Here is a 24,518-nt window from a genome sequence, read left to right on the forward strand (position 1 = left end):
TTTTCAGTTAAGCCGCTTCAGCATAAAGAACACCGCACCGACTGGGCTTGTGTTTACCATACGGCCGCATGCCTGTGGCATGAGCCGTAACCGTCCAGCCATCTAAAAACCGTTAACCCGAAATATACAATCATGAACAACGAAACCGTCAAATTAGACAATGCACAAGGCGTCAAACACAAAGGCGCCGCCAAAACCGCGCGCATTCCCATCAAAGTTGTGCCCTTGGAAGAAAAGCTGAAAAAGCCCGAGTGGATACGCGCCAAGATACCGACCGGCAAGAAGTTTTTTGAAATCAAAAACATTTTGCGCGATCAGAAAATGCATACCGTATGCGAAGAGGCTTCTTGCCCGAATATCGGCGAATGTTTCAGCAAGGGTACCGCTACTTTCATGATTATGGGCGATATTTGCACCCGCCGCTGCCCGTTTTGCGATGTCGGCCACGGCCGTCCCAATCCTTTGGATGCGGACGAGCCGAAAAATCTGGCCGAGAGTGTGGCGGCGATGAAGCTGCGTTATGTAGTGATTACTTCGGTAGACCGCGATGATTTGCGCGACGGCGGTGCCCAGCATTTTGCCGACTGTATCAACGCCATCCGCGAAAAAAGCCCGCAAACCAAAATCGAGATTCTGGTGCCCGACTTCCGCGGCCGCCTCGATATCGCGCTGGATATTTTGGCGAAAAATCCGCCGGATGTGATGAACCATAATCTGGAAACTCATCCGCGTTTGTATAAACAAGCCCGGCCGGGTGCGGATTACAAACATTCGCTGGAATTGCTGCGCCGCTATAAAGAGTTGCAACCCGATGTGCCGACCAAATCCGGTATTATGGTTGGATTGGGCGAAACCGATGAGGAAATCCGCGAAATCATGCGCGATATGCGCGAGCACAATATCGAGATGATTACTGTCGGCCAGTATTTGCAGCCGTCGGACGGCCATTTGCCGGTATTGCGTTATGTGACGCCCGATCAATTCAAAGCGTTTGAGCAGGAAGCTTATGAAATGGGTTTTGTAAACGCAGCCATCGGTGCGATGGTGCGCTCCAGTTACCACGCCGATGTGCAGGCCGAACAAGCTTTGCATGAAAGTGTTCACGATTAACAGAATAGACAAAGCCAATCACTTTCAATGCCTGTCTGAAACCTTTCAGACAGGCATTGTTTTATGAAGACTATTTGCTATAGCAGATTAACTTAACTTTCGCTACGGCGTTGCTGCGCCTTGCCGTACTACTTGTACTGTCTGCGGCTTGCTGCCTTGTATCGAAGTAATTAAATCCGCTATATAAAACGATGAGTTTATAACCATTTTCTGCGGTTAAAAAATACCAGCAGTGAAATGATGATGGTGGCCATCACGCCGAGCAGGATGAAATAGCCGTAATGCCAGTGCAATTCGGGCATATTGTCGAAGTTCATACCATAAATACCGGTGAGCAGGGTGAGCGGCATAAAAATCACGGTAATGACGGTGAGCAGGCGCATTTGCTGGTTGAGGCGGTTGGATTGGAACGAGAGGTGTACGTCCATCATGCCCCATACCATATCGCGCGAGGCTTCCAGTGATTCGACCAATTGCAGCATGTGGTCGTATGCGTCGCGAATGTATAAGCGCAAATCATTGTCGAACATGGAATAATCGCCACGCATCAGGGCGTTGATGACCTCGCGCAGCGGTATCAGGGTGCGCCGCAAACGCACGGCATCGCGTTTGAGCGAATGGATGCGCAACAGCAAGGTGTTGGTATCTTCATCGTTTTTAAACAGGGTTTTGTCTATGGTTTCGGCGCGGGTATTGTATTGCTCCAAGGTGATGAAATAATCGTCCACCAGCCGGTCGATGAAGAGATAGGCAAGATAGGCGATACTTTTGTTGCGGATGTGTTGGCGGTTATCGGCAAACCGGCTGCGAATTTCGGTAAACAAACCCAGCGGGCGCGATTGGAAGGTTAAGACGAAATTCTGGCCGATAATGATGAATACCGGGTCGGATTGCAGCTTGGGGCCGTTGTATTGGAATACGCGGGCGGCGATAAACAGGTATTCGGGATACTCTTCGATTTTCGGCCGTTGTTTGTTGTTGAGAATATCTTCAATCACCAAATCGTGGATGCGGTAGGGGGCGAGGATTTGTTTGAGCAATTCGGAATCGTTGATGCCGATGCTGTGCAGCCAGCAGATTTTACCGGGCTCTACCGGCCGGCTGATCAATACGTTGCCGTCTTCCGAGACCAACTGCCGGTTTTCTTGCAGTGTGAATTCATCGAGAATGCAGGATTCGGCGTTATAGAGCGTTTGGTAGACGGCTTGTTTGGGCGCATGGTCAATATTACTGCGCGCAGGGGGATCGAATATCATCTTGCGGTATGGCTCGAAAAAATATGAGAGATCTTTGCAAAAATCCATTTCTATCCAGGATTGATTGATGTTTCGTCATCCTCGAGCTTAGCGCTGATTTTTAAGATGTTAAAATGATTTGCAAAGGTCTTTGCCTGTCTGAAAACATAATACGATATATAAGTTTTCAGACAGGCATTCGGGTTATTTAAACAATTTAATTTATTGTGCCTGGATAACGAAATCCATATTGATTTTATGCCATTGCTCGGCTTCGAAAGCCAATGCATCGGCAGCCAGCGGATTTTCATCCAACCAATTTTGCGTGAGGCGCAGGATAAATTGTTGGGTTTGCGGGTCGTGGCGCAGCTGGGTGTTGTTCGGCAGATCCAAGGGCAGGCGTGCGCGGCAGAACAATACGGCCAGCCGCAGGGTGAGGATGGCAAACCACATCATTTGGTTATCGCCCACATATTCGGGCATTTTGCGCAAATCACCGCGCTGGCCGAGCGCAAGCGCCGCCAGAAGTTGTTGTTCTTTGCGGGAGAAGCCGGGCATATCGGCATTTTCCAGAATATAGGCGGTGTGTTTGTGATAGGCGGTATGCGCGATATTGAGGCCGATTTCGTGCAGTTGCGCCGCCCAGTTGACATAACGCTGCCAGTAGCCAAGCTCTTGCACGGAAATATGTTGCGACACGCTTTGCAGGAAGGTTTGCGCCACTTTGGCCACGCGGTCGGCCTGGCTGGCGGCAACATGATAGCGTTGGCGGAATTGTTCGACGGTTTGGTCGCGCATGTCTTGATTGAGCTGGCGGCCGATTAAGTCGTAAAACACACCGTCGCGCAGGGCAGCGTCGGTTACCATCATGTTTTTGATTTCCAACTCTTCGAACGCAGCCATCATCACGGCCAAGCCGCCGGCGAATACTTCTATCCGCTCGGGTTTCAAATCGTTAAACTTGGCTTTTTTCACACTGCCGGCCTCGCAGATGCGGCGGGCCAGATGTTGCATGCCGGCGTAGGTAATGTTTTCGTCTTCGCCCAACTCTTCGGCAATCAGGTCGCGGATGGCTTTGGCCGAGCCGGAAGTGCCGACGGCGAAATCCCAGCCTTCGCGTTTTAACAGCTTGCTGATGCGTTGGATTTCCGCACGCGCGGCGTTGATGGCGGCTTGGAAGTTTTTCTGGCTGATTTTTCCGTTGAAGAAGCGCAGGCTGTAGGTTACGCAACCCAAGGGCAGGCTTTCGGTATGGAGCGGTTTGATATCGGCGCCGATAACGAATTCGGTAGAGCCGCCGCCGATGTCGATAACCAGCATTTTGTCGCCGTTGGGCGGCAGGGTGTGCACCACACCGGTATAAATCAAGCGCGCTTCTTCACGGCCGGCAATGATTTCAATCGGAAAGCCCAGCGCCGCTTCGGCCTTGGGCAGAAATTCGCGGATGTTTTTCGCGACGCGGAAGGTGTTGGTGGCCACTGCGCGTACCTGATCGGCCTCGAAACCGCGCAGGCGCTCGCCGAATTTGGCCAGACAGGCCAGCGCGCGTTCTTGTGATTCAGCATCAAGGTTTTTGTGTTCGTCGAGGCCGGCGGCGAAGCGGACCATCACCTTCAACGAGTCGATAACTTTAAGCTGGCCATCGATAATCTGGCAGACTTGCAGGCGGAAGCTGTTGGAACCGAGGTCAACGGAGGCGAGCATGGATTTGGGGTTGATCGTCATATTTTCTTCAATCATTCAATAGAAAATGAAAGGCGGCGTTCGCTTGGATCGGCAAAGCCGGCGTTGTCATTAAGATTAGTAAAGGCCTGTCTGAAAAAGTTTACTTTCAACCGCAAGAAAGTGATACGGAGCAGATAAATATTTTTCAGACAGGCATTTTACATTTTATTCTTTGCTGAGAAACAGCTTGAAGGCGGCATTGTCGCTAACATCGTGATGGACATAGCCTACCGATTGTAAAAAAGCGTTGAATTCGTCGATTTCAGCCGGCGGTACGTCTACCCCCATCAGCACGCGGCCGTAGTCGGCGCCGTGATTGCGGTAGTGGAACAGGGTAATGTTCCATACTCCGCGCATCTGGCTGAGGAAACGGGTGAGTGCGCCGGGGCGTTCGGGAAATTCAAACGTTACCAAGCGTTCGTTCTGTACTTTGGCGGAACGCCCGCCCACCATATAGCGGATGTGGATTTTGGACACTTCGTCTTCAGTAAGATCGGTATTGGGCAGGCCGGCGGCAGTCAGCTCTTCGCTGATTTTCTTCAAATCGCGTGCGCCGGCAGATTGAATGCCGACAAAAATATGTGCAATCTTTTCATCGCCGTAGCGGTAATTAAACTCTGTGATGTTGCGGCTGCCTAAAACGTTGACAAATTTCAGAAAACTACCGCGCTGTTCGGGAATCGAGACAGCGAAAATACCCTCGTTGCCTTCGCCCAGTTCGCTGCGCTCGGAAACGTGGCGCAGGCGGTGGAAATTCATGTTGGCACCGCTGTTGACGGCAATCAGCGTTTGCCCTTGGCAGTTTTCGCGCTCGATATAGGCTTTCAAACCGGCCAATGCCAGCGCGCCGGAAGGTTCGGTGATACTGCGGGTGTCGTCGTAAATATCTTTTAATGCACCGCAAATGTCATCGGTATCGACCAAGATAATGTCGTCGAGCAAATCGCGGCACAAGGCAAAGGTTTCTTCACCCACCAGCTTCACCGCAGTACCGTCGGCAAACAGGCCGACATCTTTTAATTCCACACGTTCGCCCTTGTCGATAGACTGCTTCATCGCACAAGCATCAAAGGTTTCTACGCCGATAACCTTGATTTCCGGGCGCACATTCTTGATAAAAGCGGCTACACCAGCTGCCAGGCCGCCGCCGCCGATGGCCACGAACACTGCATCAATCGGCTTGGGATGCTGGCGGATGATTTCCAGTGCAATCGTACCTTGGCCGGCAATCACATAAGGATCGTCAAACGGCGGGATATAGGTCAAACCGCTTTCGGCTACCAGTTTCATCGCATGATCATAAGCATCATTATAGGAAGTACCGGCCAGCACGACTTTGCCGCCTCGCGCCCGAACCGCATCAACTTTAATCTGCGGCGTGGTTTCCGGCATCACAATGATGGCTTCGCAGCCCAATTTCTGCGCCGATAAGGCCACACCTTGCGCATGATTGCCCGCGCTGGCGGTAATCACGCCCTTGCGGAGCGCTTCAGGCGAGAGAGAGGCCATTTTGTTGTAAGCACCACGGATTTTGAACGAGAAGACAGGCTGCAAATCTTCGCATTTGAGCCAGATATGGTTATTCAGGCGTTGCGACAGGCTGCGCGCCGGCTCCAGCGGGGTTTCAATGGCAACATCATAAACGGAGGCGGTGAGGATACGGGTAAGGTAGTCGGAATGCAGATTTTTGGCCATGATTTAAGCAAAATAGAACAATGGAAAGAGGAGTCTTGCTTTGTTAAGAAGATGCAAGGAAAAGGTAAAACCATACTCCGTGTAAGGTTTTCATGCAAGAAAAAAAGCAGTTTACGGTATAATCGGCAGCCTGAAAATCAAATAACAAGTCGGATGAATATTCCGAAGCCGGCGCTTTGAGCGGCAGTATCACCATACATACGGATTCCGGTGGGTTTTCACCGGATAGAAAACACTGATATTTAAGCTAAATTTAAGCGGGTCAGCCCAACAACGGTGCTCTCTCCGTCTTCTATCCTTCATACCGAATACCCATGAAAAAATATTTATCCGGCCTGATGCTGGCCGCTACCATGACCGCCATGGCTGCCGATGTGCCTAAAACACCTGCGGCTGCTTCTGCCAAAAACGCTACACCTCAAGCAGCTTCGGCACCCGCCTCAGCTGCTGCATCGGCAAGCAAGGCAGCCGAGCAAACTGCTATGCCGCAAGTACCCGAATTGGCTGCCACTGCCTATATCGTACGCGATTTGCAAAGTAATCAAACGTTGGGTGCTAAAGAGACCAATACCTTGATTGAGCCTGCCGCGCTGACTAAATTGATGACTGCTTATCTGGTTTTTCAAGCGCTGGATAACGGCCAGCTCAAAGCGGATCAAGCGCTGAATGTTTCCCAGAACGCTTGGAAAGCCGAAGGTTCGCGAATGTTCTTGTCGCCGGATAAACCGGTGGTGGTTGCCGATTTGCTCAAAGGCATGATCGTACAGTCGGCCAACGATGCGACTCTGACTTTGGCAGAAGCGTTGGGTGAGGGCAGCGAAGCCGGTTTCGTCAAAAAAATGAATGATCAGGCCAAGCGCTTGGGCATGCTGGATACGACGTTTAAAAATGCCACCGGCCGTGCGGAAGACGGCCACCTTTCTACGGTAGGCGATTTGGCTAAGCTCGCCAGCGCTGTTATCCATGATTTTCCGAAATATTACCCGCTGTTCTCGATGCGTTCGTTTACTTACAACGGTATCGAACAGCCCAACCGCAATCTGTTGCTCTATCGTGATCCGAGTGTGGACGGTATGATGAGCGGCCATTCTCCGACCGCGGGCTATAACCTGGTTTCCTCCAGCCGCCGTAACGACCGCCGTGTGGTGGCGGTGGCGGTAGGCATGGACAGCCCCGAATCGCGGGCCGCCGAAAGCAGCAAACTGTTGAACTGGGCGTTGCAGGCATTTGATACGCCGAAACTTTACAGTGCCGGCCAGATTGTCACCCAGGTGAAAGTGTATAAAGGCGAGGCAACGGCGGTGAATGCCGGTTTTCTGGATGCCGTTTACCTCACCATTCCGCACGGCGAGGGGAAAAACCTGAAACCGATTTTGGAGACCGAGCAACCGGTGGTTGCCCCGATTCGCAAAGGCCAGGTTTTGGGCAAAGTGAAGTTGACTTACGAAGGCAAAGTGTTGGCCGAAGTAAAAGTGGCTGCACTCAACCCGGTAGAAGAAGCCGGTTTGTGGGGGCGTATTCGCGACAATTTGGTTTTGTGGTGGCGTAAATGGTTCGGCTGAGGACTTGCTTCGCAGGAAGTTAAGCGTTTCGTTTTTTTGATAAATGCCTGTCTGAATATTTTCTTTCAGACAGGCATTTGATTAATTATCTCGTTAATCCTCTGATTCAATCTAATCGGCAAGCAAGATGGCGGGTGTAAGTGCAGCCACTAATTTCGCGTGGGTATAACCCTCGCTCTGCTGATAACGGAACCACCAGAAACCGCTTTTTTTCACCGACCAATCCAAACCGGCCTGCCAGTTGCCGTTGAGCAGGTAAGCGCACCAAGCGCCGATCCAAGGTTGATGGCCGGTTATGACAACGGTTTGTTGCTCGCCAATGGCCGAAAGCAAGGCAGGGAAGACTCGAAAATCGGTTTCGGGATTCAGCTCGGGGCGGATAATCAGCCTGCGCCCGAGATAGGCGGCGGTCTCTTGGCTGCGTGCCGCTTCGGATGCCCATACCTGATAATCGGCCGGCAGATGGCGGTTCAGCCATTTTGCGGCTGCCTCAGCCTGACGGTGGCCTTTCTCGGTCAAACGGCGTTGTAAATCGGGCGGGCCGTATTCGGCATCGGCGTGCCGCCATAAGATGATGTCCATTATTTTGCTCCTGTGCTGAGGGTTTCATCAGGAAAGCGCCTGCCCGGCTCATGCGGAGGCCAGCGCCAGCAGTTCCGCCGCATGGCTGCGGGTGGTTTCTGTAATGGTTTCGCCGCCGAGCATGCGGGCGATTTCATTGATGCGGCCTGCTTGGTCGAGTACTTGGATTTCGCTGATGGTTTTGTCGTCGGCCAAATGCTTTTTCACTTGCCAGTGGTGTTCGCCGCAGGCTGCTACTTGCGGCAGGTGGGTAACCGCCAACACTTGGTGGCGTTGCCCCAGTGCACGCAGGGCTTTGCCGACGGTTTCGGCGACGCCGCCGCCGATGCCGGTATCCACTTCGTCGAAAACCAGGGTGGGTACCGGTGCATATTGGCTGGTAACGACTTGCAGGGCAAGGCTGATACGGGCGAGCTCGCCGCCGGAAGCGACTTTGTGCAAGGGTCTGAGCGGATTGCCCCGGTTGGCCGCCACTTGGTATTGAATGTGTTCGAGACCGTGTGCACCGGGCTCGCCGGGTAACAGTGCAATATGGAAGTCGGCCCCCGCCATCGATAATTCCTGCATCTTCAAGGTGGTTTCCGAACCCAGTGTTTGCGCGGCGTGGGCGCGTTCGGCGCTAAGTTGTTCGGCAACAGTTTGATAACGGGCTTGCCGTTCGGCTGCGGCCTCTTCCAATGCGGCAATATCGGCGGCGGCTTCCAACTGTTGCAAAGCAGCGGCGGTTTCGGCCAGTTTGGCCGGCAGGCTTTCCGGCTCGATGCGGTATTTGCGCGCCATGCCCATTAATTCGGCCATGCGCGCTTCCTGTGCCGCCAATTCTTCCGGCCGGATTTCGACATCGGATGCGACGTCGCGCATATTGGCGCTGATTTCGCCCAGCTCGGCTTCGATGCTGGCCAATAATTCCAAGCTTTCGGCAAAACGCGGTTGGATGTTGCTGAGTTGTTCCAATGTTTTTTGGCATTGGTATAAGCGTCGTTGCAAGCCGTTGTCGCCGTCTATCAATTCGGCGGTTTCTTCCGCGGCCTGCAAGATTTCGGCGGCGTGTGCCAAGCTGTCGTGGCTTTGGCTGAGGTTTTCCCATTCTTCCGGCGCGGGATTGAGGCGGGATAATTCGTTGTGTTGCCATTCGAGGCGCTCGCGCTCGATTTGTAGGCTCTCGGCTTGGGTTTGCGCCTCATGCAGCGCCGATACGGCTTCTTGCCATTCTTGCCAGGCGCGGTGTACTTGTTCGGCCAAGGGTTGTGCGCCGGCGAAAGCGTCGAGCAGTTTGCGTTGGGCGGCTTCTTGATTGAGCGAATGATGGGCGTTTTGTCCGTGGATATCGATAAGCTGTTCGCCGATGTGTTTGAGTTGCGACAGGGTAGCGGCTTGGTTGTTGATAAAATTACGGCTCTTGCCTTTGGCATCGATGATACGGCGGATGGCCAGCTCGTTTTCGTCTGCTTTCAGCAAGCCTTGTTCGCGCAATTGGGCTTGCAATTGGGGCAGATCGCTTAAATCGAACAGCGCTGAGAGCTGCGCTTCGGGCGCGCCGTGGCGGATCTGGCTGAAGTCGGCTTTGTCGCCAAGCAGCAGGCCGAGGGCGTCGAGGGTGATGGATTTGCCGGCACCGGTTTCGCCGGTAAGTACGGTAAAGCCGTTGTCGAAATCCAGATTGAGTTTATCGACAATAACGAAATCGCGGAGGGAAAGCGCCAAGAGCATTCGGTTGTCCAAAGGGTTAAAAAGAGGCTTTATTATAGCTTCAAATGACCAGAAAAACAGGCGGAAAACATTTTGCTTTCCGCCTGAGTGCTAGGTTTGGTGCTTTTTAAATCAATTGCTCGCCCCAATGCAGTTTTTGGCGCAGGATGGTGTAGTAATTGTAATCGCTGGGGTGAAGAATGCGCAGGCTGTAGCGGTAGCGACGGATGCGGACTTTGTCCATGCTTTTGATGTCGAGATAGGATTGGCCGTCGAAATGTACGCGTGCGTCGCCGGCTTTGGTAATCAGAATATCGATTTCACAAGTATCGGGAATGGCAATCGGTCGGTTAGTCATCGATTGCGGGCAAATCGGCACCAGAGTGAGTGCGCGCAGGCTGGCTTGCAGAATCGGGCCGCCGGCGGCCAAGGCGTAGGCGGTGGAACCGGTGGGGGTGGAAACAATCAGGCCGTCGGAGCGTTGGGTGTAGACGAATTCTTTGTTGATGAATACTTCGAATTCGATCATCTGGCCGGCGCCGCCGCGTGAAATCACCGCATCGTTCAATGCGAGGGCGCGGTGGATGGCTTCGCCGTCACGGATGAGGTCGGCTTCCAGCAGGATGCGTTCTTCGGAGCTGTATTTTCCGGTAAACATGCCGCGCAGCTGTTCGAGCATGGTCTCGTGCGAGACTTGGGTAAGAAAGCCGAGATGGCCTTGGTTGACTCCGATTAGGGGCACCCGGTAAGGCGCGACTTTGCGGGCAACCGAAAGGAATGTACCGTCGCCGCCCAGTACGATAACCAGATCGCATTGTTTGCCGAGCATGTCTTTGGTGGTGACGATGCAGCGTTCGAGGTCTTCGGGGCGCACCACATCATCGGCCACGCTGTCGGCATCGATGTAGACGTTGATGTTTTCTTCCAGCAGAAATTGAATTAAAGCATGCAAACAGGGTTCGACGCTCGGCGTTTGCGGGCGGGTAACGATACCGATATGTTGGAATTGGCTTTTCATGACGAATGAAGACGTGTATGTGGTTGCTTGCGATTATATACAGTTATCTGCCTGCTGCGGGCTAATGCCTGTCTGAAAACTTTAAGAGGGGCGGCCGATTGTGGCATTAAGGTTTCAGACAGGCATTGATGGAGAAGATTCGGAGCGGACGGTTTTAATCTTTCCACAAGCGGGCGTAACGCTCGCGGGCTTTGAAAAACTTGGGCCCGACAACCGCTTGGCAATAACCGGCGCCGGGATTTTGCAGGAAATAGCCTTGGTGATAGTCTTCAGCCGGCCAGAAGCGGGCGGCCGGGCGGATTTCGGTAACAACCGGTGCATCGAAATGGCCGGCGGCTTCTTGCACAAACGCTTCGGCTTCGGCTTTTTGCTTGGGGTTGAGGTAGTAAATGCCGCTGCGGTATTGAGTGCCCACATCATGGCCTTGGCGGTTGAGTTGGGTGGGATCGTGGATGGAAAACAGAATCTCCAAGAGTGTGCGATAGCTGACGATTGTGGGGTCGAAGGTGATTTGTACGGCTTCGGCATGGCCGGTATCACCTTGGCAAACGGCTTGATAGCTCGGGTTTTCGGTATGGCCGTTGATGTAGCCCGACAGGGCTTGCTCGACGCCTTGAATGCGGTTGAAAACGGCTTCGATACACCAAAAACAGCCGCCGGCAAAAATAGCGGTTTCCATATTATTTTCCTCTGCGGTGTTGGAAAAATTGTTGCAACAAGGTGCGGCATTCTTCGGCCAATACACCGCCCAATACGGCAGTATGCGCGTTCAAATGCCTGTCTGAAAACACATCGGCAATGCTGCCGGCGGCACCGGTTTTCGGCTCGGCGGCACCGAATATTACCCGCCGCAGCCGTGCTTGCAATAGGGCGCCGCTGCACATGATGCAGGGTTCCAGTGTGATGTAAATATCGCAACCGTCTAAGCGGTAGTTTTGCAAAGCGGCGCCGGCTTGTGCCAGCGCACGGATTTCGGCGTGCTGGCTAATGTTGTGCGACGAGGCGCAAAGATTGTGTGCGGCGGCGATGATCCTGCCCTCTTTCACGACGACGGCGCCGACCGGTACTTCGTTTGCCGCCGCCGCCAATTCCGCTTGTATCAACGCTTGGCGCATAAAACCGGCCATTTCTTGCTCGGGCGGAAATATATCTACCGGCGGATGGGCGGCCATTTCGGCCAATAGCGCTTGTTTGTCCGCTTCGTTTAGTTCGGCAGGCAGGATGCCGCGGCAGGCGGCGGCGAGTTGCCACAAAATGCTGCGGGTGGCGGTAAGGCCGCCGGCTTTCAACAACAAAAAGGTTTTGACTGCACCGATACGGCGTAAATCCTCATGGCTTCTGACGGCAAGCGCTTGCAGGGCGCGCAGGGTGCCGGGGGCGAAGGGCGGGCTGGTGAGCGGCATGAATAGTGCGGGGAAACATAAAGAAAGGTTTATATATAAAGTAATCTGAAAAGACTGGCAAGGGGCGTAACGACCGTTTAACGTGTTGCGTGAAGCTGAATCAGCCGTCGCGTTGTGTTAACCACCTAGTCAATCTGATAAGAACTACACACCACATATTTAGAACAGCCTTGGTTAAGTGTTCAACTATGCTTAATCGGAATAAACAAAAAATGCCTGTCTGAAAAGTTTTCAGACAGGCATTATTGTTAAACAGAAGTTAGCTTAACCGTAGGTAAGTTCGGTGGCTTTGCCGCGGAACGCCCAATAGGCAAAGATACTGTAAGCAATAATACAGGGAACAGTGATGCTTACGCCGATTAAGGTAACGGCCAGAGTCGGCACGCTGGCGGCCGCTTCCCATACGGTGAGCTGGCCGATAACGGCGTAGGGGAAGATACTGATGCCCAAGCCCAGTGCACACAATACCAATGAGGCTATCAGCAGGGCAAACGGCTGCCAAATACGCTCCTGCCAAATGTCTTCGCGGCGCAGCAATATCTTCGCGCGAATCAGGCAAAACGCGGCCAGTAGCGGAATCGGCATGAGAAGCAAAAGATTGGGAAAAGTAAACCAACGCTGGAAGATGCTGCTGCTGACAAACGGCGTAGCCAGTGAAATCAGCAAGAGGCAGCCTACCAGCAACCACCAAGACTCATTGGCCCATTGCCGGGCTTTTTTCTGCAACTCGCCTTCGGTTTTGGCAAGCAGCCAGCAGGCGGCCAATGATACGTAAACCGCCGGTACGGTGGCCATGATGCCGATTGAAAACAGATAATCCAAAGGACGGGTGCCGAAAGCGGTTACGTAACGGCCAAGCATCCAGCCCTGCGTGAGCGCCATGCCGGCCGAGCCTAGCATAAAGGCGATGTTCCACAAGCTTTTGTGGTTGTCGTCGGCTTTTACGCGGAAGTCGAATGCCGCGCCGCGCACAATCACGGAAAACAGCATAAAGGTAACGGGCAGGTAGAGATTGCCTAAAATGAGGTTATGCGCTTTGGGAAATACGATAAACAATACGCCTACGCCCAGAACCAGCCAGGTTTCGTTGGCATCCCAAAATGGTCCGATCGAGCCGACCATTACGTTTTGTTCCTCCGCTTTGGCACGCGGCATCAGCATGCCCACACCTAAATCGAAGCCGTCGAGTACCACATACACGGTCATCGAAAAACCGAGTAAGCCCAAGAATACGAGGGGCAGCCAGTAACTCCAATCCATTATTGATCCTCCGCTTTCAGACGGCCTGTTTGATGTACCTCATGTTCGGGGTGTTCGGCCATGTATTTTAAAACCATAATGTAAGAAATCAGCATAGCGGTGTATAACACCAGATACATTACCAATGTCAGGCCGATGCTGTCGGAAGGTACGATTTTGGTAACCGCATCTTCTGTGCGCAGCACGCCGTATACCAAAAACGGTTGGCGGCCGATTTCGGTCACATACCAACCGGCAAGCGTGGCTACCCAGCCGGAAAAAGTCATACCGGCAAAAGTATAGAGCAACCATTTGGGCAGATGTTGCGGTTGCCAGCGGGTTTTGCGGAAACGGTACCAGCCGTACCAGCTTACCAAGAGCATCAACACGCCCACGCCCACCATCACACGGAAGGCGAAAAACACCGGTGCAACCGGCGGTTTGTCGGCAAACTCGCTCAAGCCTTTGATTTCGCCGTCCATGGTGTGGGTGAGAATCAGCGAGCCCAGATAAGGTACTTTTACCGCATAGTCGGTTTCTTGGGTTTCTTCGTTCGGCCAGCCGATTAAGGTAAGCGGAACCGGTTTTTCGGTATGCCACACCGCTTCGATGGCGGCCAGTTTGGCCGGTTGGTATTTATGCGTGTTCAAACCGTGCGCATCGCCGGCGAATACTTGCAGCACAATGCTGATAGCGGCAACAGTAAGGCCGGTTTTCAACACCTTTGGCGTGGCACTGTTACCTGATTTTTTCAGGATCTGCCAAGCCGACAGACCAATCAGCAGGAATGAAGCAGTTAGTGCGGAAGCCAAGAGTTTGTGAGTTAAACGGTAAGGGAACGAGGGGTTGAAAATCACTTCCAGCCAGTTTTTCACATGAATCACGCCTTGGGCATCTATCCAATGGCCTTGGGGTGTCTGCATCCACGAATCCAGCGCCAAAATCCAAAAAGCCGAAATCGAGGTGCCGATGGCCACGATTACGGAGGCGGTCATATGCACTTTTTGGCTTACCCTTTCGCGCCCGAACAGCATGATGCCGAGAAAGCCCGCTTCCAAAAAGAACGCAGTCAACACTTCATAACCAAGCAAGGGGCCGGCGATGTTACCCGCCTTTTCCATAAAACCCGGCCAGTTGGTACCGAACTGGAAACTCATGGTTACGCCGGAGACCACGCCGATGGCAAAGGTAACGGCAAAAACTTTTGTCCAAAAACGGTAAGCGGCCAACCAGCCCGCATCACCGCTATTGCCTGCTTTATAACGGAAATACACCACAAACCAAGCCAGCGCGATATTGATTACCGGAAAGAGGATGTGGAAACTAACATTGAGCGCGAATTGTAACCGGCTCAGGATTAATGCATCCATAACAAAATAAACCTTTTATTTTTTGAATTAATACAAAATAATATTTGTATTAATTATTAAACAGAGATTGCAAAATGTTGTCAAGTGAACAAAGCGTTGCCGGGGAGAGGGTAATGTACAAAGAATGCCTTTATAGGCTTTGATTTTTAAGGGATTATAGACTTAAAATCTGTTTTTGATAAATGTTGTACCTATTAATGTGATAGAAAAAAACGTATAGTATTGAAAATACTGCCGGATTTAAACGGGGATTCTGATGGCAAATAGCAACGGAAGTAGCGAGTACGGGTTGCCCGATAGGTGAAACCGCTAGTGTGTGGTGTGGCGCCCAATCCAACCAAGGAGAATTTATGTTTAAAGGCATCAAAATTGATAAAAACCCTGATTATCGTGTTGAGATTTGTAATGAATTGAGTGAAATGGATTTACCTGCGGGCGAGGTTACCGTAAGGGTACGTTATTCCACGCTCAATTATAAAGATGCGTTGGCAATCACTAATAAAGGCCTAATTATCCGTGATTTTCCCATGATTCCCGGTATTGATTTTGCCGGTGAGGTCATAGCCAGCGAAAGCGAGCGCTTCAAACCGGGTGATGAAGTGATACTCAACGGCTGGGGTGTCGGCGAACGCCATTGGGGCGGTTTGGCCGAAATGGCACGGGTGCCGGCTGCGTGGCTGCTGCACAAACCAGAAGGATTAAGCTTATACGACTGTATGGCGTTGGGTACGGCCGGTTACACCGCAATGTTGTCGGTACAGCGCATCGTAGCGCACGGTGTAAGAGCCGGGGAGGGTGACATTGTGGTCAGCGGCGCCAACGGCGGGGTCGGTAGCTTTGCCATCGCCATTTTGGCTCAAATGGGCTACGAGGTAACCGCATTAACCCGCCGCGTTAACGAGGGTGCTTATTTAATCGATACCTTGGGTGCCAAAGCAATCATGGAGGGCAGTGAATACAGTATAAAAGGTAAACCTTTATTGAAAGAGCGCTGGGCAGGGGCGGTAGACAGTTTGGGCAGTCATACCTTGGCCAATATTTGTGCCGCTACCCGTTACGGCGGCATTGTGGCAGCGTGCGGCTTGGCACAGGGAATGGACTTTGAAGGTACGGTTGCTCCCTTTATTCTGCGCGGTGTGACATTGGCCGGTATCGATAGTGTGATGCGCCCGATCGAAGACCGTATTTTTGCTTGGCAGCAATTGGGCGAAATTTTCCAAGGCTCGCCGTTGTTGTCTGAGATTAGCGAAGAGATTTTGCTGGAAGAGGTACCTGCGGCGGCAGAAGCCTTATTGGCAGGTAAAATCCGCGGCCGTGTGGTGGTGAAAATCTGAACAAGCGGCTTGCGTAAGTAATATATAGCCTGTCTGAAAACCGGTTTGCGTATTTGGGCGAAGCTAAAAGTTTTCAGACAGGCATTTTTTCATCCTGTGTTATAGCCTATTGAACTAATTACCGGCATTCGCAAAAGTTAGATACTCCATGCATCGTGATTAAAATTAACAATAGTTGGTTGAGACGGGCGTTCGCTGCTTTGTTGCAATGCTTTGCTGCGGTGGACCAGAAAATCCAGTAGATGGTTGCGGATTTTATAATACTGGTGATGGTGGTGGATATTGTCACGGTGACGGGGCTTTGGAATGGTATTTTCCAAAATTTCCGCTAAAAAAGCGTGCGGGCCGTTGCTCATGAGAAAGATACGGTCGGCCAGCAAAATCGCTTCATCTATATCGTGGGTAATCATAAACACGGTTTGATGGGTTTCTTCGACAATATTGACCAATTCGTCTTGAATCACGCCCCGGGTCAGGGCATCCAAAGCACCGAAAGGCTCATCCATCAGCAAGAGTTCAGGCTGAGTAGAAAAGGCACGCGCAATGCCGACACGCTGTTTCATTCCGCCGGATAGTTGGCTGGGCTTTTTGTCTTTAACTTTGGCTAAGCCGACCATGTCGAGATAGAAATCGATTTTCTGATGTAATTCTTCGGCCTCAATGGCGGGCGTTTTGGCTTTAAGGGCAAAGCCGATATTTTCGCCAACGGTCAACCAAGGTAAAAGGGCATGGCTTTGGAACACCACACCGCGCTCCAAGCCCGGTTTGACGACAGGTTTTCCGTGCATAACGATGCTACCGGAGCTGGCTTGTTCCAAACCGGCCAAAGCATTCAGAATGGTGGACTTTCCGCAGCCGGAGTGGCCGATTAGGCAGATAAATTCGTTTTTACGGATATCGAAGTTGACATTCTCAAAAACATTTTCGCCATCGCCATAGCGTTTAGTGAGATTGTCGACTTGAATTAAAGTTGTGACGTTATTATTCAACATAGCTCACCTTTTTTTGCAAAATGCCAAACAGCATATCTAAAATCATGCCTACCAAGCCAATTAACAGAACGGCGAACATCACATTGGCAAGCGATAAATTGTTCCACTGATTCCAAACGAAATAGCCTATACCGGTTCCGCCAACCAACATTTCGGCGGCGACAATCACCAACCAGGCAATCCCCATGGAAATGCGCATGCCGGTAACGATGGTGGGTGCGGCAGCCGGAATAACGATTTTGGCGGCGGTTTTCAGAGGAGAGAATTCCAGTGTTTTGGCAACGTTACGCCATTCGCGCCGAACCGATGCCACGCCGAAAGCAGTATTGGTCAGCATGGGCCAAATTGAGCAAATAAAAATCACAAAAATACTGGAGGCATTGGAGTCTTTAATGGTGTAGAGCGCAATAGGCATCCATGCTAACGGTGAAATCGGCTTCAGAATCTGTACAAACGGCATGGCGGCATTGCCCAGTACCGGCGACATACCGATCAGATAACCCAACGGAATGGCCACCAGCATCGCCAGTGCAAATCCTAATAACACCCGACCGATAGAATAGCCCAGCTGGATGCCGATACCTTTATCATTTAAGCCGTTATCATAAAACGGATTGGATAAATGCTTGATGGCGGTTTGAGCGAAATCGGTCGGTGAAGGGAATTCGCTTTTTTGGCTGGATACAACTGCGCCGGGTTGGGTGAATTCGGGAATATCTCCCATGAGGATGCTGTATTCCAGTTTGACCGGATCGGTCGGTGCATGGATTTGTTTGGGTAAGGTGGCAGCTTGCCATATGCCCAAAGTCGCCAGCACAATCAGCAAAGAGAGTAGATAGCCTTTGGTTTTAGTGGTTAATTTCATTATATTTTCCTAAGCCTTAAGCCTTTTTACCAATGGCAAATGAATTGAGGTACGCATCGGGGCGTTGGGCATCGAATGATTTGCCCATCACAGTAATACCCGGTTCTTTTTCGTTGAAGCGGTAGCCCATTTCGCGCATCTGCTTTTTGGCATCGGTTAACATAAATACTTGATTGGCGATGTCTTGATAATTGACATTGCCTTTAAGATAGCCCCAGCGTTTCATTTGTGTCAGCATCCATACGGCTACCGAATGCCACGGCATCACGTCAAAGCCCATGCGGTCGGGAAAGTCTTGGATATTGCCCGCACCGTCCGCAAACCGCCCCATAATGGATTGGCGCAACACCAGCTCGGGCTGGTTGAGATAGTTGGCCGGTGCGAGCAGTTTGGATAAATCTTTACGGATATTGGGATCGTTAGCCATAACGTTGGCTTTGATAATGGCGCGGTACATGGCTAAAAAAGTTTGCGGATATTCGTTGATAAACGCTTGCGAGGTGCCAAATGAACAGCATGGATGCCCATTCCAAATATCGCGGGAGAGGGTGTGAATATAACCTGCTTTATCCCAAACGGCCCGTTGGTTAAACGGTTCAGGGCCGAAAAAACCATCGATATTGCCGGCTTTCAGATTGGCAATCATATCCGGGGGCGTGGTCAAACGCAGTTTGACGTCTTTATCGGGATCAATGCCATGCTCTGCTAAGAAATAACGCAGCAGGTAATTGTGAATGGAGTGTTCAAACGGAATGGCAAAAGTCATGCCTTTCCAATTTTTGGGATCTCGGTTGTCTTGATGTTTGAGTGCCATAACCAAGGCTTGGCCGTTGGTGTTTTGAATGGCGGCGACTTTCATATCTTGCTTGGCAGATCCCAGGCCTAAGTTGATGGCAAGCGGCATGGGGGCTAAGAAATGGGTAGCATCCAGCTCGCGATTCATCATTTGGTCGCGCACCAATGCCCAACCGGCACGCTTGTGCAGGTTGGCTTTAATACCTTGTTCTTCATAATAGCCCAAAGGGTCGGCCATAATCAGCGGCGTAGAGCATAAAATCGGTAAAAAACCAATATCGACACTCTTTTTTTCGGGTTTCAGCAGGGTAATGGCAGATGCTTCTTGCAACATGGCTAGCGGTAATACACTGGTGATGGCAGCCACGGCAGTACTTTTACCAACTGCTCTTAAAAAGGCACGGCGGGTGGGATCGTGTGGAAAAAGTGCTTTTACAGCCGCAGCCTCAATCATATCGGTGGCCGTATGCTCAACACGACTATTGTCTTGTACACCGGTGAAACGTTCATCCAGCTGCACGCTCTGATTGCATTCATGTTGGCTGCGGTGTTTGCCGCAGCTGCAGCCTAAATTCAACTGCTTATCTTCAAAAGGGCGGAAAATATTGGGCATAATTGATAGGTTTTATTCGTTGGGTTAATGTTTTAGTTCGATTTTGGCCGTAGTTTTGCCTTGCTGTTTTTGAATCAACAACAAGCGTTGGGCACTGTCTTCGCATACTTGCCACGGTTGTGCTTTATCGACCTTACCGGTTACGGAAACGTTAATCGATTTAGTTTTCAGACGGATAAGCGGCGGACTGTGAATATAGCCCTTATGCTCCAGTCCGACGATGCGGTGGGCGATGGCTTCGGCTTGCTCGCGCAACGGTGCGACAAAGCGGCAGGCTTGCCCGCCGATGGCAATACAGTCGCCCAATGCAAATACATCGGGATGGGAAGTTTGTAAGGTACGCTCGTCTACGGCAATGCCTTGTTGGGAGTAATCCAGCCCGGCACGTTTAGGTAAACGCTCGTTGAGGGTTAAGCCGGTACTGGCGACAATTTCGTCGGCTATAAAACATTCGTCATTAAGTTGGATACGGTATTGGCCGTTGCTTAGTGCGGAGACTTTTTGCAGGTGTGTATTACCGAGATAGCGGATACCTGTATGCTCCAGAGCCTGTTTCAGCCGTTCTCCGGCGATGTCGGGCAAAATTTCTGCCAAAGGCAGTGCTTCGCGGTTGATTAAGGTAACGTGATGGCCCGCTTTGGCGATGTCTTCGGCCAGCTCTACGCCAATCATGCCTGCTCCGACGATGGCAATGTGTTGGTTCGCTCGTGCGGCTAATTTGGCTTGTAAATCGGCAAACATATCGACATGATTGATCCGCCAGACACAATCAGGCGGCAAGGATGCCGGCAGAGCCGGTGCCGCGCCCAGCGCCAAAATCAAATGACGATAACCGAAATCGCCACGGGTAGTGCGTACTTGCCGTTTGTTGGTGTCGATGCGTGTTACGAAAGTGTGGGCGATCAGCCCGATATGCAGTTGTTGCGCCGATGATACCGCTGATTGGGAAATAAGTTGGTCGGGTGTCTTGTTTTGGCTGATGGCCACCGATAGTTGCGGTTTCATATACCGGTTGCCACTGTCGGCAGTAATCAGCGTAACGGGTAATTGTTTGTCTAAAGTGCGCAAGGCTTCGATTACCGTCCAGCCGGCCGTGCCCCCGCCGATGACCACCACGCCGTCATTATCGGCGCAAGGGTTGAAAATCGGTTTGACAACCAGTTCATTACGGCAGACGTAAGGTTCGAAATCGCGCTTGGTTACGCCGCACAATGGGCATTCCCAATCATCGGGGATGTCTTCAAAGCGGGTACCGGCAGGTAAACCGCCATCCGGATCACCCAGTTGTTCGTCATAAATCCAACCGCAAGCACGGCATAAAAAGCGTTTCCAATCACCGCGGCCATCGGTGGGATTGCAGTCTGCATCCATATTGACGGAAGTTAATAAGGGATTGCTCATCACCGCTCCTTTATCGTGGCGATACGTCGGACAGTAATTGGTGCGACAAGTAGCGCAAGTGCTTAATCGCCGGCGTAACAATCGCTACAAAATGTGCTTCACGGATGCGGCGTTGCGGCGCAGCACTCATCAGGTAGCCTCTTGCGCCCTGATGTAATAAAGATGCTTGGGTGGCATTCAGCGACAGTGTTGCGCCTTGGATGCGCACATCCAACACATCCAAGAAAAAGTCTTTGTGTGTTTCAAAAGGTGTTTGCGCCAGGCTTAATGTTTGGGCAACCAAGTCATCCAATGCTTCTTGCAGGCCGCCTGCTTGGTCTTCTAAGAATTGGTTAACATGCCCCAGCTGGTTTTCTACTGCTATGATGTCGTTAATCGCACCTTGAATAATGCCGGCACCAATGCCCAATTGCATTAATACGAACGCGCCCCGAATCCTTTGGATAAAAGGCGCGGCCGGGTCGGCGATAAGGGTGTTGTGAGGAACAAAATAATCGTTAAGTTCGATTTGCCAAGTGCTGGAACCTTCCATTCCGCTAAACGTTGGGCAGGGATTGAGCTTCCATTGGCCTTTACGTTCTTCGTCAAACGACAATAAAAAGAAAATATTTTTTTCAACAGCCCTGTCTGCCTCTACGCTGGCAATCGCACCGCAGTATTGATCGGGTGCGATATGGCTGATCCACGGCAAAGTGCCCGATACGGTATAACCGCCGTCTACTTTGTTTGCGCGTAGAATCATTGATTCGATATTGGCAAAAGTTTTCATTGGGTTGGACAAGGCGGTACCGCCGAAGCTGTGTCCGAGCATATGGCCGGGTAAAATGCGGTTGGCCAGTTCGGTATTATCGGATTGGTCGAGATATAAAGCACATACTTGATGACACCATGATAGAAATCCGGTCGTACCGCATACTTCGCCGATTTTGGCAGTAGACAAAATGGCATCGCCCAAACGGTTTCCTTGGCTGTTGAGATGAGTAGAAAATGCGCCCAACCTAGCCAGCTCACTCATTTCTTTGATCGGGTAGTAACCTTTATCAATTGCAATCGGGTCAAGTAAGGTGTGGGCAGCTTTACTGATATTGTCGAAAAAATCCGGCTGGTTGCACCATTGTGTAATGGTAGGAAGCGGCTGGTTCGGCGCCGGGGTATCGTGATAGTAGGTGCTGAATTGATTCATAATCATCCTATGAACATGTAAGAGTGTGTTCAATGAATTTTGGATAGCAAAGCAGGGCTTTTATAGTGGATCGGAGCCTTCAAGTAAGTTTGAATTAACCCACTCTATAGCGGAATAGCGGATTAACTTAATTTTCGCGAAGGTTCCGCTGCGTCTTTAACTCAAAAAGAACGATTTTGTAAGCCGCTAAAGCGGCAACAGAATCGGTTTCGTACGTGTGTACTGTCGCCTTGTATCGAAGTAATTGGGGCCGCTATATATTTATGGCTAACGGGAATAAGCGATAGCGTAAAAGGGTAAAGATACCGATAAAAATCCAACCCCAAACACTCAGGTTACGGGGTTGGTTGAATAACGGATACGGACCAATTAAGGTGCGTAAGCTTGTAATTCAGGGTTGATATCGTTTTGAGCGACATTGTTGGCATAATTACATAAGGTGGCCAATGCTACGCCCATTACTATATCTAATACATTTTGATCGTTGTAACCTGCGGCTTTGACAGCTTGCAGTTCTTGATCAGATACTTTTCCGCGCTGATCGATTAATTGCATGGTGAATTGGGCCAATGCCTGATATTTTTCATTTTCTTCGATACGGGTGCGGCTGCGTAATGCGTTGAGCACGTTGTCCGGCATATGCAGCTTCAGTTTGCCGAGCTTGGTATGGCCGGCAACACAGAAATCACAGCCGTTGTGGGCAGCGGCGGTAATTTGAACCACTTCGATTTCTTCTGCAGTCAGGCTGTTGCTGCCGTTGAGTTTGCCGACTTCTTGATACATCGCCAAGGCTTGGGGCGAATTAGCCAATACACCGATTAAGTTGGGAATGAAGCCATTGTTTTTTTGAACCGTTTCCATGCGTTCTTTGGCTTGTTCCGGAGCAGATTCAATAGAGTGTACGGTTAAACGTGCCATAATAATTTTGTCCTTAAATTGAAGAAGAATAAGAGTGCGCTAAAGTATAGGGTGAAGCGGTATCTTTTACAAGAGTGGCCGAAATGTGGTGAATATATATAGCTAAGCCCGAGTTTGATAACCGTCAAATACGGATACCTTGAATGCCTGTCTGAAAACTTTTCAGACAGGCATTGCCTTTTTATTTCCCCGCCAGTTGTTTCAACACTGTTTTCACGGTGTGAATCCGCGTTTCCACATCGTCCGACACTGCGCCCACGCGCAGTTTGTCGGCGCCGGCCATGCGCCAGTTTTTGTTGCTCTGCATCAGCATGATGATGTCGGCGGGGTCGAGGTTGTGGTGTTTGCCGAAGGTGAGGGTAACGGCTTCGCTGGTCGCATCAATCGCGTCTATGCCCATTGCTTTGGCGCTTAGGCGGATGCGGTGGCTTTCGATCAGGGTTTTCACCGGTTGCTCGGGCAGGCCGAAGCGGTCGACCAGCTCTTCGTGCACGGCGTTGATTTGCGCTTCGGTTTCGCAGGTGGCCAAACGTTTATATAAAACCAAGCGTTCGTGAATGTCGGGGCAGTAGCTTTCGGGCAGGAGTGCAGGGCTGTGCAGTTTGATTTCGGTGGTTACGCCCAAAGGCGCGTCCAAATCGGGCTGACGGCCTTTTTTGAGGTCGCGCACGGCCTGTTTGAGCATTTCGGTGTAGAGCGTGAAGCCGACCTGCATCATTTCGCCGCTCTGGCCTTCGCCGAGAATTTCGCCGGCGCCGCGGATTTCCAAATCCTGCATCGCCAGCGTGAAGCCGGCGCCGAGTTCGTCTGCCGCCGCAATCGCATCGAGCCGTTTTTCGGCGTCTTTAGTGATGTATTCGGGGGTGAGCAGGTAGGCGTAGGCTTGGTGGTGGCTGCGGCCGACGCGCCCGCGCAATTGGTGCAGTTGCGCGAGGCCGAATTTGTCGGCGCGGTTGATGATGATGGTGTTGGCGTTGGGGATGTCGATGCCGGTTTCGATGATGGTGGAACACAGCAACACGTTGAAACGCTGTTGCAGAAAGTCGCGCATCACCTGCTCCAGCTCGCGCTCGCGCAATTGGCCGTGGGCGACGCCGATGCGCGCTTCGGGCAGCAGTGTTTCCAGCCGTTCGCGCATATTTTCGATGGTTTCCACTTCGTTGTGCAGGAAAAACACTTGCCCGCCGCGCTTGAGTTCGCGCAGCACGGCTTCGCGCACGCTGCCTTCGCTGAAGGGTTTGACGAAGGTTTTCACCGCCAAACGGCGGCTGGGGGCGGTGGTAATCAGCGAGAAATCGCGCAACCCTTCCAGCGCCATGCTGAGCGTGCGCGGAATCGGCGTGGCGGTGAGGGTGAGGATGTCAACATTGGCGCGCAGGCGTTTGAGCTGCTCTTTCTGGCGCACGCCGAAGCGGTGTTCTTCGTCGATAATCACCAAGCCCAAGTTTTTGAATTGAATGTCGTCCTGCACCAGTTTGTGGGTGCCGATCACAATATCCACCGTGCCCTCGGCCATGCCTTTGAGGGTGGCGGTGGTGGTTTTGCCGCTGTTGAAGCGCGACAGGCTGGCCACTTTCACGGGAAAATCGGCGAAGCGGTCGGCAAAATTCTGCGCGTGCTGTTCCACCAGCAGGGTGGTGGGGGCGAGCACGGCCACCTGTTTGCCGCCCATCACCGCCACAAACGCGGCGCGCAGGGCGACTTCGGTTTTGCCGAAGCCGACGTCGCCGCAAACCAATCTGTCCATCGGCTTGCCTTGGGTGAGGTCTTTCAGCACCGCGCCGATGGC

The 24,518-nt window shown here is 51.7% G+C and carries 20 protein-coding genes and 1 pseudogene; 3 read left to right on the plus strand and 18 right to left on the minus strand.

Annotated elements, in window-relative coordinates:
* The first annotated feature begins 132 nt into the window (after positions 1 to 132).
* Positions 133 to 1,110 carry a lipoyl synthase gene (gene lipA, locus Q4C79_RS03110; protein ID WP_303089574.1) on the plus strand — a complete coding sequence of 326 codons (978 nt, stop codon included), beginning with the start codon at positions 133 to 135 and terminating at the stop codon, positions 1,108 to 1,110.
* Between the two features lie 197 nt (positions 1,111 to 1,307).
* Here the strand turns inward: lipA and corA are convergent, their stop codons facing one another.
* The 3 genes from corA to ilvA form a co-directional block, all read right to left on the minus strand.
* Complete coding sequence (corA, locus tag Q4C79_RS03115) at positions 1,308 to 2,366, minus strand: magnesium/cobalt transporter CorA (RefSeq protein ID WP_303089575.1); 1,059 nt, start codon at positions 2,364 to 2,366, stop codon at positions 1,308 to 1,310.
* Between the two features lie 201 nt (positions 2,367 to 2,567).
* Positions 2,568 to 4,070: an exopolyphosphatase gene (gene ppx, locus Q4C79_RS03120; protein ID WP_303089576.1), complete on the minus strand. Its 1,503-nt coding sequence runs from the start codon at positions 4,068 to 4,070 to the stop codon at positions 2,568 to 2,570.
* 165 nt (positions 4,071 to 4,235) lie between these two features.
* On the minus strand, positions 4,236 to 5,765 hold the full coding sequence (gene ilvA / locus Q4C79_RS03125) for a threonine ammonia-lyase, biosynthetic (RefSeq protein WP_303089577.1): 1,530 nt from the start codon (positions 5,763 to 5,765) through the stop codon (positions 4,236 to 4,238).
* Between the two features lie 314 nt (positions 5,766 to 6,079).
* On the opposite strand from ilvA, the gene Q4C79_RS03130 reads away from it, so the two are divergent.
* Positions 6,080 to 7,327, plus strand: a complete 1,248-nt coding sequence (locus Q4C79_RS03130) for a D-alanyl-D-alanine carboxypeptidase family protein (protein WP_303089578.1) — start codon at positions 6,080 to 6,082, stop codon at positions 7,325 to 7,327.
* Between the two features lie 111 nt (positions 7,328 to 7,438).
* Here Q4C79_RS03130 and Q4C79_RS03135 read toward each other — a convergent pair whose 3' ends face one another.
* The 7 genes from Q4C79_RS03135 to Q4C79_RS03165 form a co-directional block, all read right to left on the minus strand.
* On the minus strand, positions 7,439 to 7,909 hold the full coding sequence (locus Q4C79_RS03135) for a histidine phosphatase family protein (RefSeq protein ID WP_303089579.1): 471 nt from the start codon (positions 7,907 to 7,909) through the stop codon (positions 7,439 to 7,441).
* Positions 7,910 to 7,957: 48 nt separating this feature from the next.
* Complete coding sequence (recN, locus tag Q4C79_RS03140) at positions 7,958 to 9,619, minus strand: DNA repair protein RecN (protein WP_303089580.1); 1,662 nt, start codon at positions 9,617 to 9,619, stop codon at positions 7,958 to 7,960.
* 106 nt (positions 9,620 to 9,725) lie between these two features.
* Complete coding sequence (locus Q4C79_RS03145; protein WP_303089581.1) at positions 9,726 to 10,616, minus strand: NAD(+) kinase; 891 nt, start codon at positions 10,614 to 10,616, stop codon at positions 9,726 to 9,728.
* 154 nt (positions 10,617 to 10,770) lie between these two features.
* Positions 10,771 to 11,295 carry a peptide-methionine (S)-S-oxide reductase MsrA gene (msrA, locus tag Q4C79_RS03150; RefSeq protein WP_303089582.1) on the minus strand — a complete coding sequence of 175 codons (525 nt, stop codon included), beginning with the start codon at positions 11,293 to 11,295 and terminating at the stop codon, positions 10,771 to 10,773.
* Between the two features lies 1 nt (position 11,296).
* Positions 11,297 to 12,019 (minus strand): tRNA adenosine(34) deaminase TadA, encoded by a 723-nt coding sequence (gene tadA / locus Q4C79_RS03155; protein WP_303089583.1) that lies wholly within the window; start codon positions 12,017 to 12,019, stop codon positions 11,297 to 11,299.
* Between the two features lie 264 nt (positions 12,020 to 12,283).
* Positions 12,284 to 13,279 carry a cytochrome d ubiquinol oxidase subunit II gene (locus Q4C79_RS03160; RefSeq protein ID WP_303089584.1) on the minus strand — a complete coding sequence of 332 codons (996 nt, stop codon included), beginning with the start codon at positions 13,277 to 13,279 and terminating at the stop codon, positions 12,284 to 12,286.
* Positions 13,279 to 14,628 (minus strand): cytochrome ubiquinol oxidase subunit I, encoded by a 1,350-nt coding sequence (locus Q4C79_RS03165; RefSeq protein WP_303089585.1) that lies wholly within the window; start codon positions 14,626 to 14,628, stop codon positions 13,279 to 13,281. Before Q4C79_RS03165 ends, Q4C79_RS03160 begins: the two co-directional genes overlap by 1 nt.
* Positions 14,629 to 14,978: 350 nt before the next feature.
* Here Q4C79_RS03165 and Q4C79_RS03170 point away from each other — a divergent pair, with 350 nt between their 5' ends.
* Positions 14,979 to 15,962 carry an MDR family oxidoreductase gene (locus tag Q4C79_RS03170; protein WP_303089586.1) on the plus strand — a complete coding sequence of 328 codons (984 nt, stop codon included), beginning with the start codon at positions 14,979 to 14,981 and terminating at the stop codon, positions 15,960 to 15,962.
* Between the two features lie 137 nt (positions 15,963 to 16,099).
* Here the strand turns inward: Q4C79_RS03170 and Q4C79_RS03175 are convergent, their stop codons facing one another.
* The 8 genes and pseudogenes from Q4C79_RS03175 to Q4C79_RS03210 form a co-directional block, all read right to left on the minus strand.
* On the minus strand, positions 16,100 to 16,954 hold the full coding sequence (locus tag Q4C79_RS03175) for an ABC transporter ATP-binding protein (RefSeq protein WP_303089587.1): 855 nt from the start codon (positions 16,952 to 16,954) through the stop codon (positions 16,100 to 16,102).
* Positions 16,944 to 17,819, minus strand: a complete 876-nt coding sequence (ntrB, locus tag Q4C79_RS03180) for a nitrate ABC transporter permease (protein ID WP_303089588.1) — start codon at positions 17,817 to 17,819, stop codon at positions 16,944 to 16,946. Before ntrB ends, Q4C79_RS03175 begins: the two co-directional genes overlap by 11 nt.
* Positions 17,820 to 17,835: 16 nt before the next feature.
* Positions 17,836 to 19,227: a CmpA/NrtA family ABC transporter substrate-binding protein gene (locus Q4C79_RS03185; RefSeq protein ID WP_303089589.1), complete on the minus strand. Its 1,392-nt coding sequence runs from the start codon at positions 19,225 to 19,227 to the stop codon at positions 17,836 to 17,838.
* Between the two features lie 24 nt (positions 19,228 to 19,251).
* Positions 19,252 to 20,343, minus strand: coding sequence for an FAD-dependent oxidoreductase (locus Q4C79_RS03190; protein WP_303089593.1), 1,092 nt, complete (start codon positions 20,341 to 20,343; stop codon positions 19,252 to 19,254).
* A gap of 69 nt (positions 20,344 to 20,412) precedes the next feature.
* Positions 20,413 to 20,598, minus strand: a pseudogene (locus Q4C79_RS03195) (rubredoxin); the annotation flags it as partial.
* Between the two features lie 40 nt (positions 20,599 to 20,638).
* Entirely contained in the window at positions 20,639 to 21,811 is a 1,173-nt protein-coding gene (locus Q4C79_RS03200; RefSeq protein ID WP_303089590.1) for an acyl-CoA dehydrogenase family protein, read from the minus strand.
* Between the two features lie 369 nt (positions 21,812 to 22,180).
* Positions 22,181 to 22,729, minus strand: coding sequence for a carboxymuconolactone decarboxylase family protein (locus Q4C79_RS03205; protein WP_303089591.1), 549 nt, complete (start codon positions 22,727 to 22,729; stop codon positions 22,181 to 22,183).
* Positions 22,730 to 22,910: 181 nt separating this feature from the next.
* Positions 22,911 to 24,518, minus strand: a 1,608-nt coding sequence (locus Q4C79_RS03210) for a TRCF domain-containing protein (protein WP_303089592.1), incomplete at its 5' end; no start/stop codon positions are given.

The organism is Neisseria sp. (assembly GCF_030523955.1).
Lineage (GTDB): Bacteria > Pseudomonadota > Gammaproteobacteria > Burkholderiales > Neisseriaceae > Neisseria.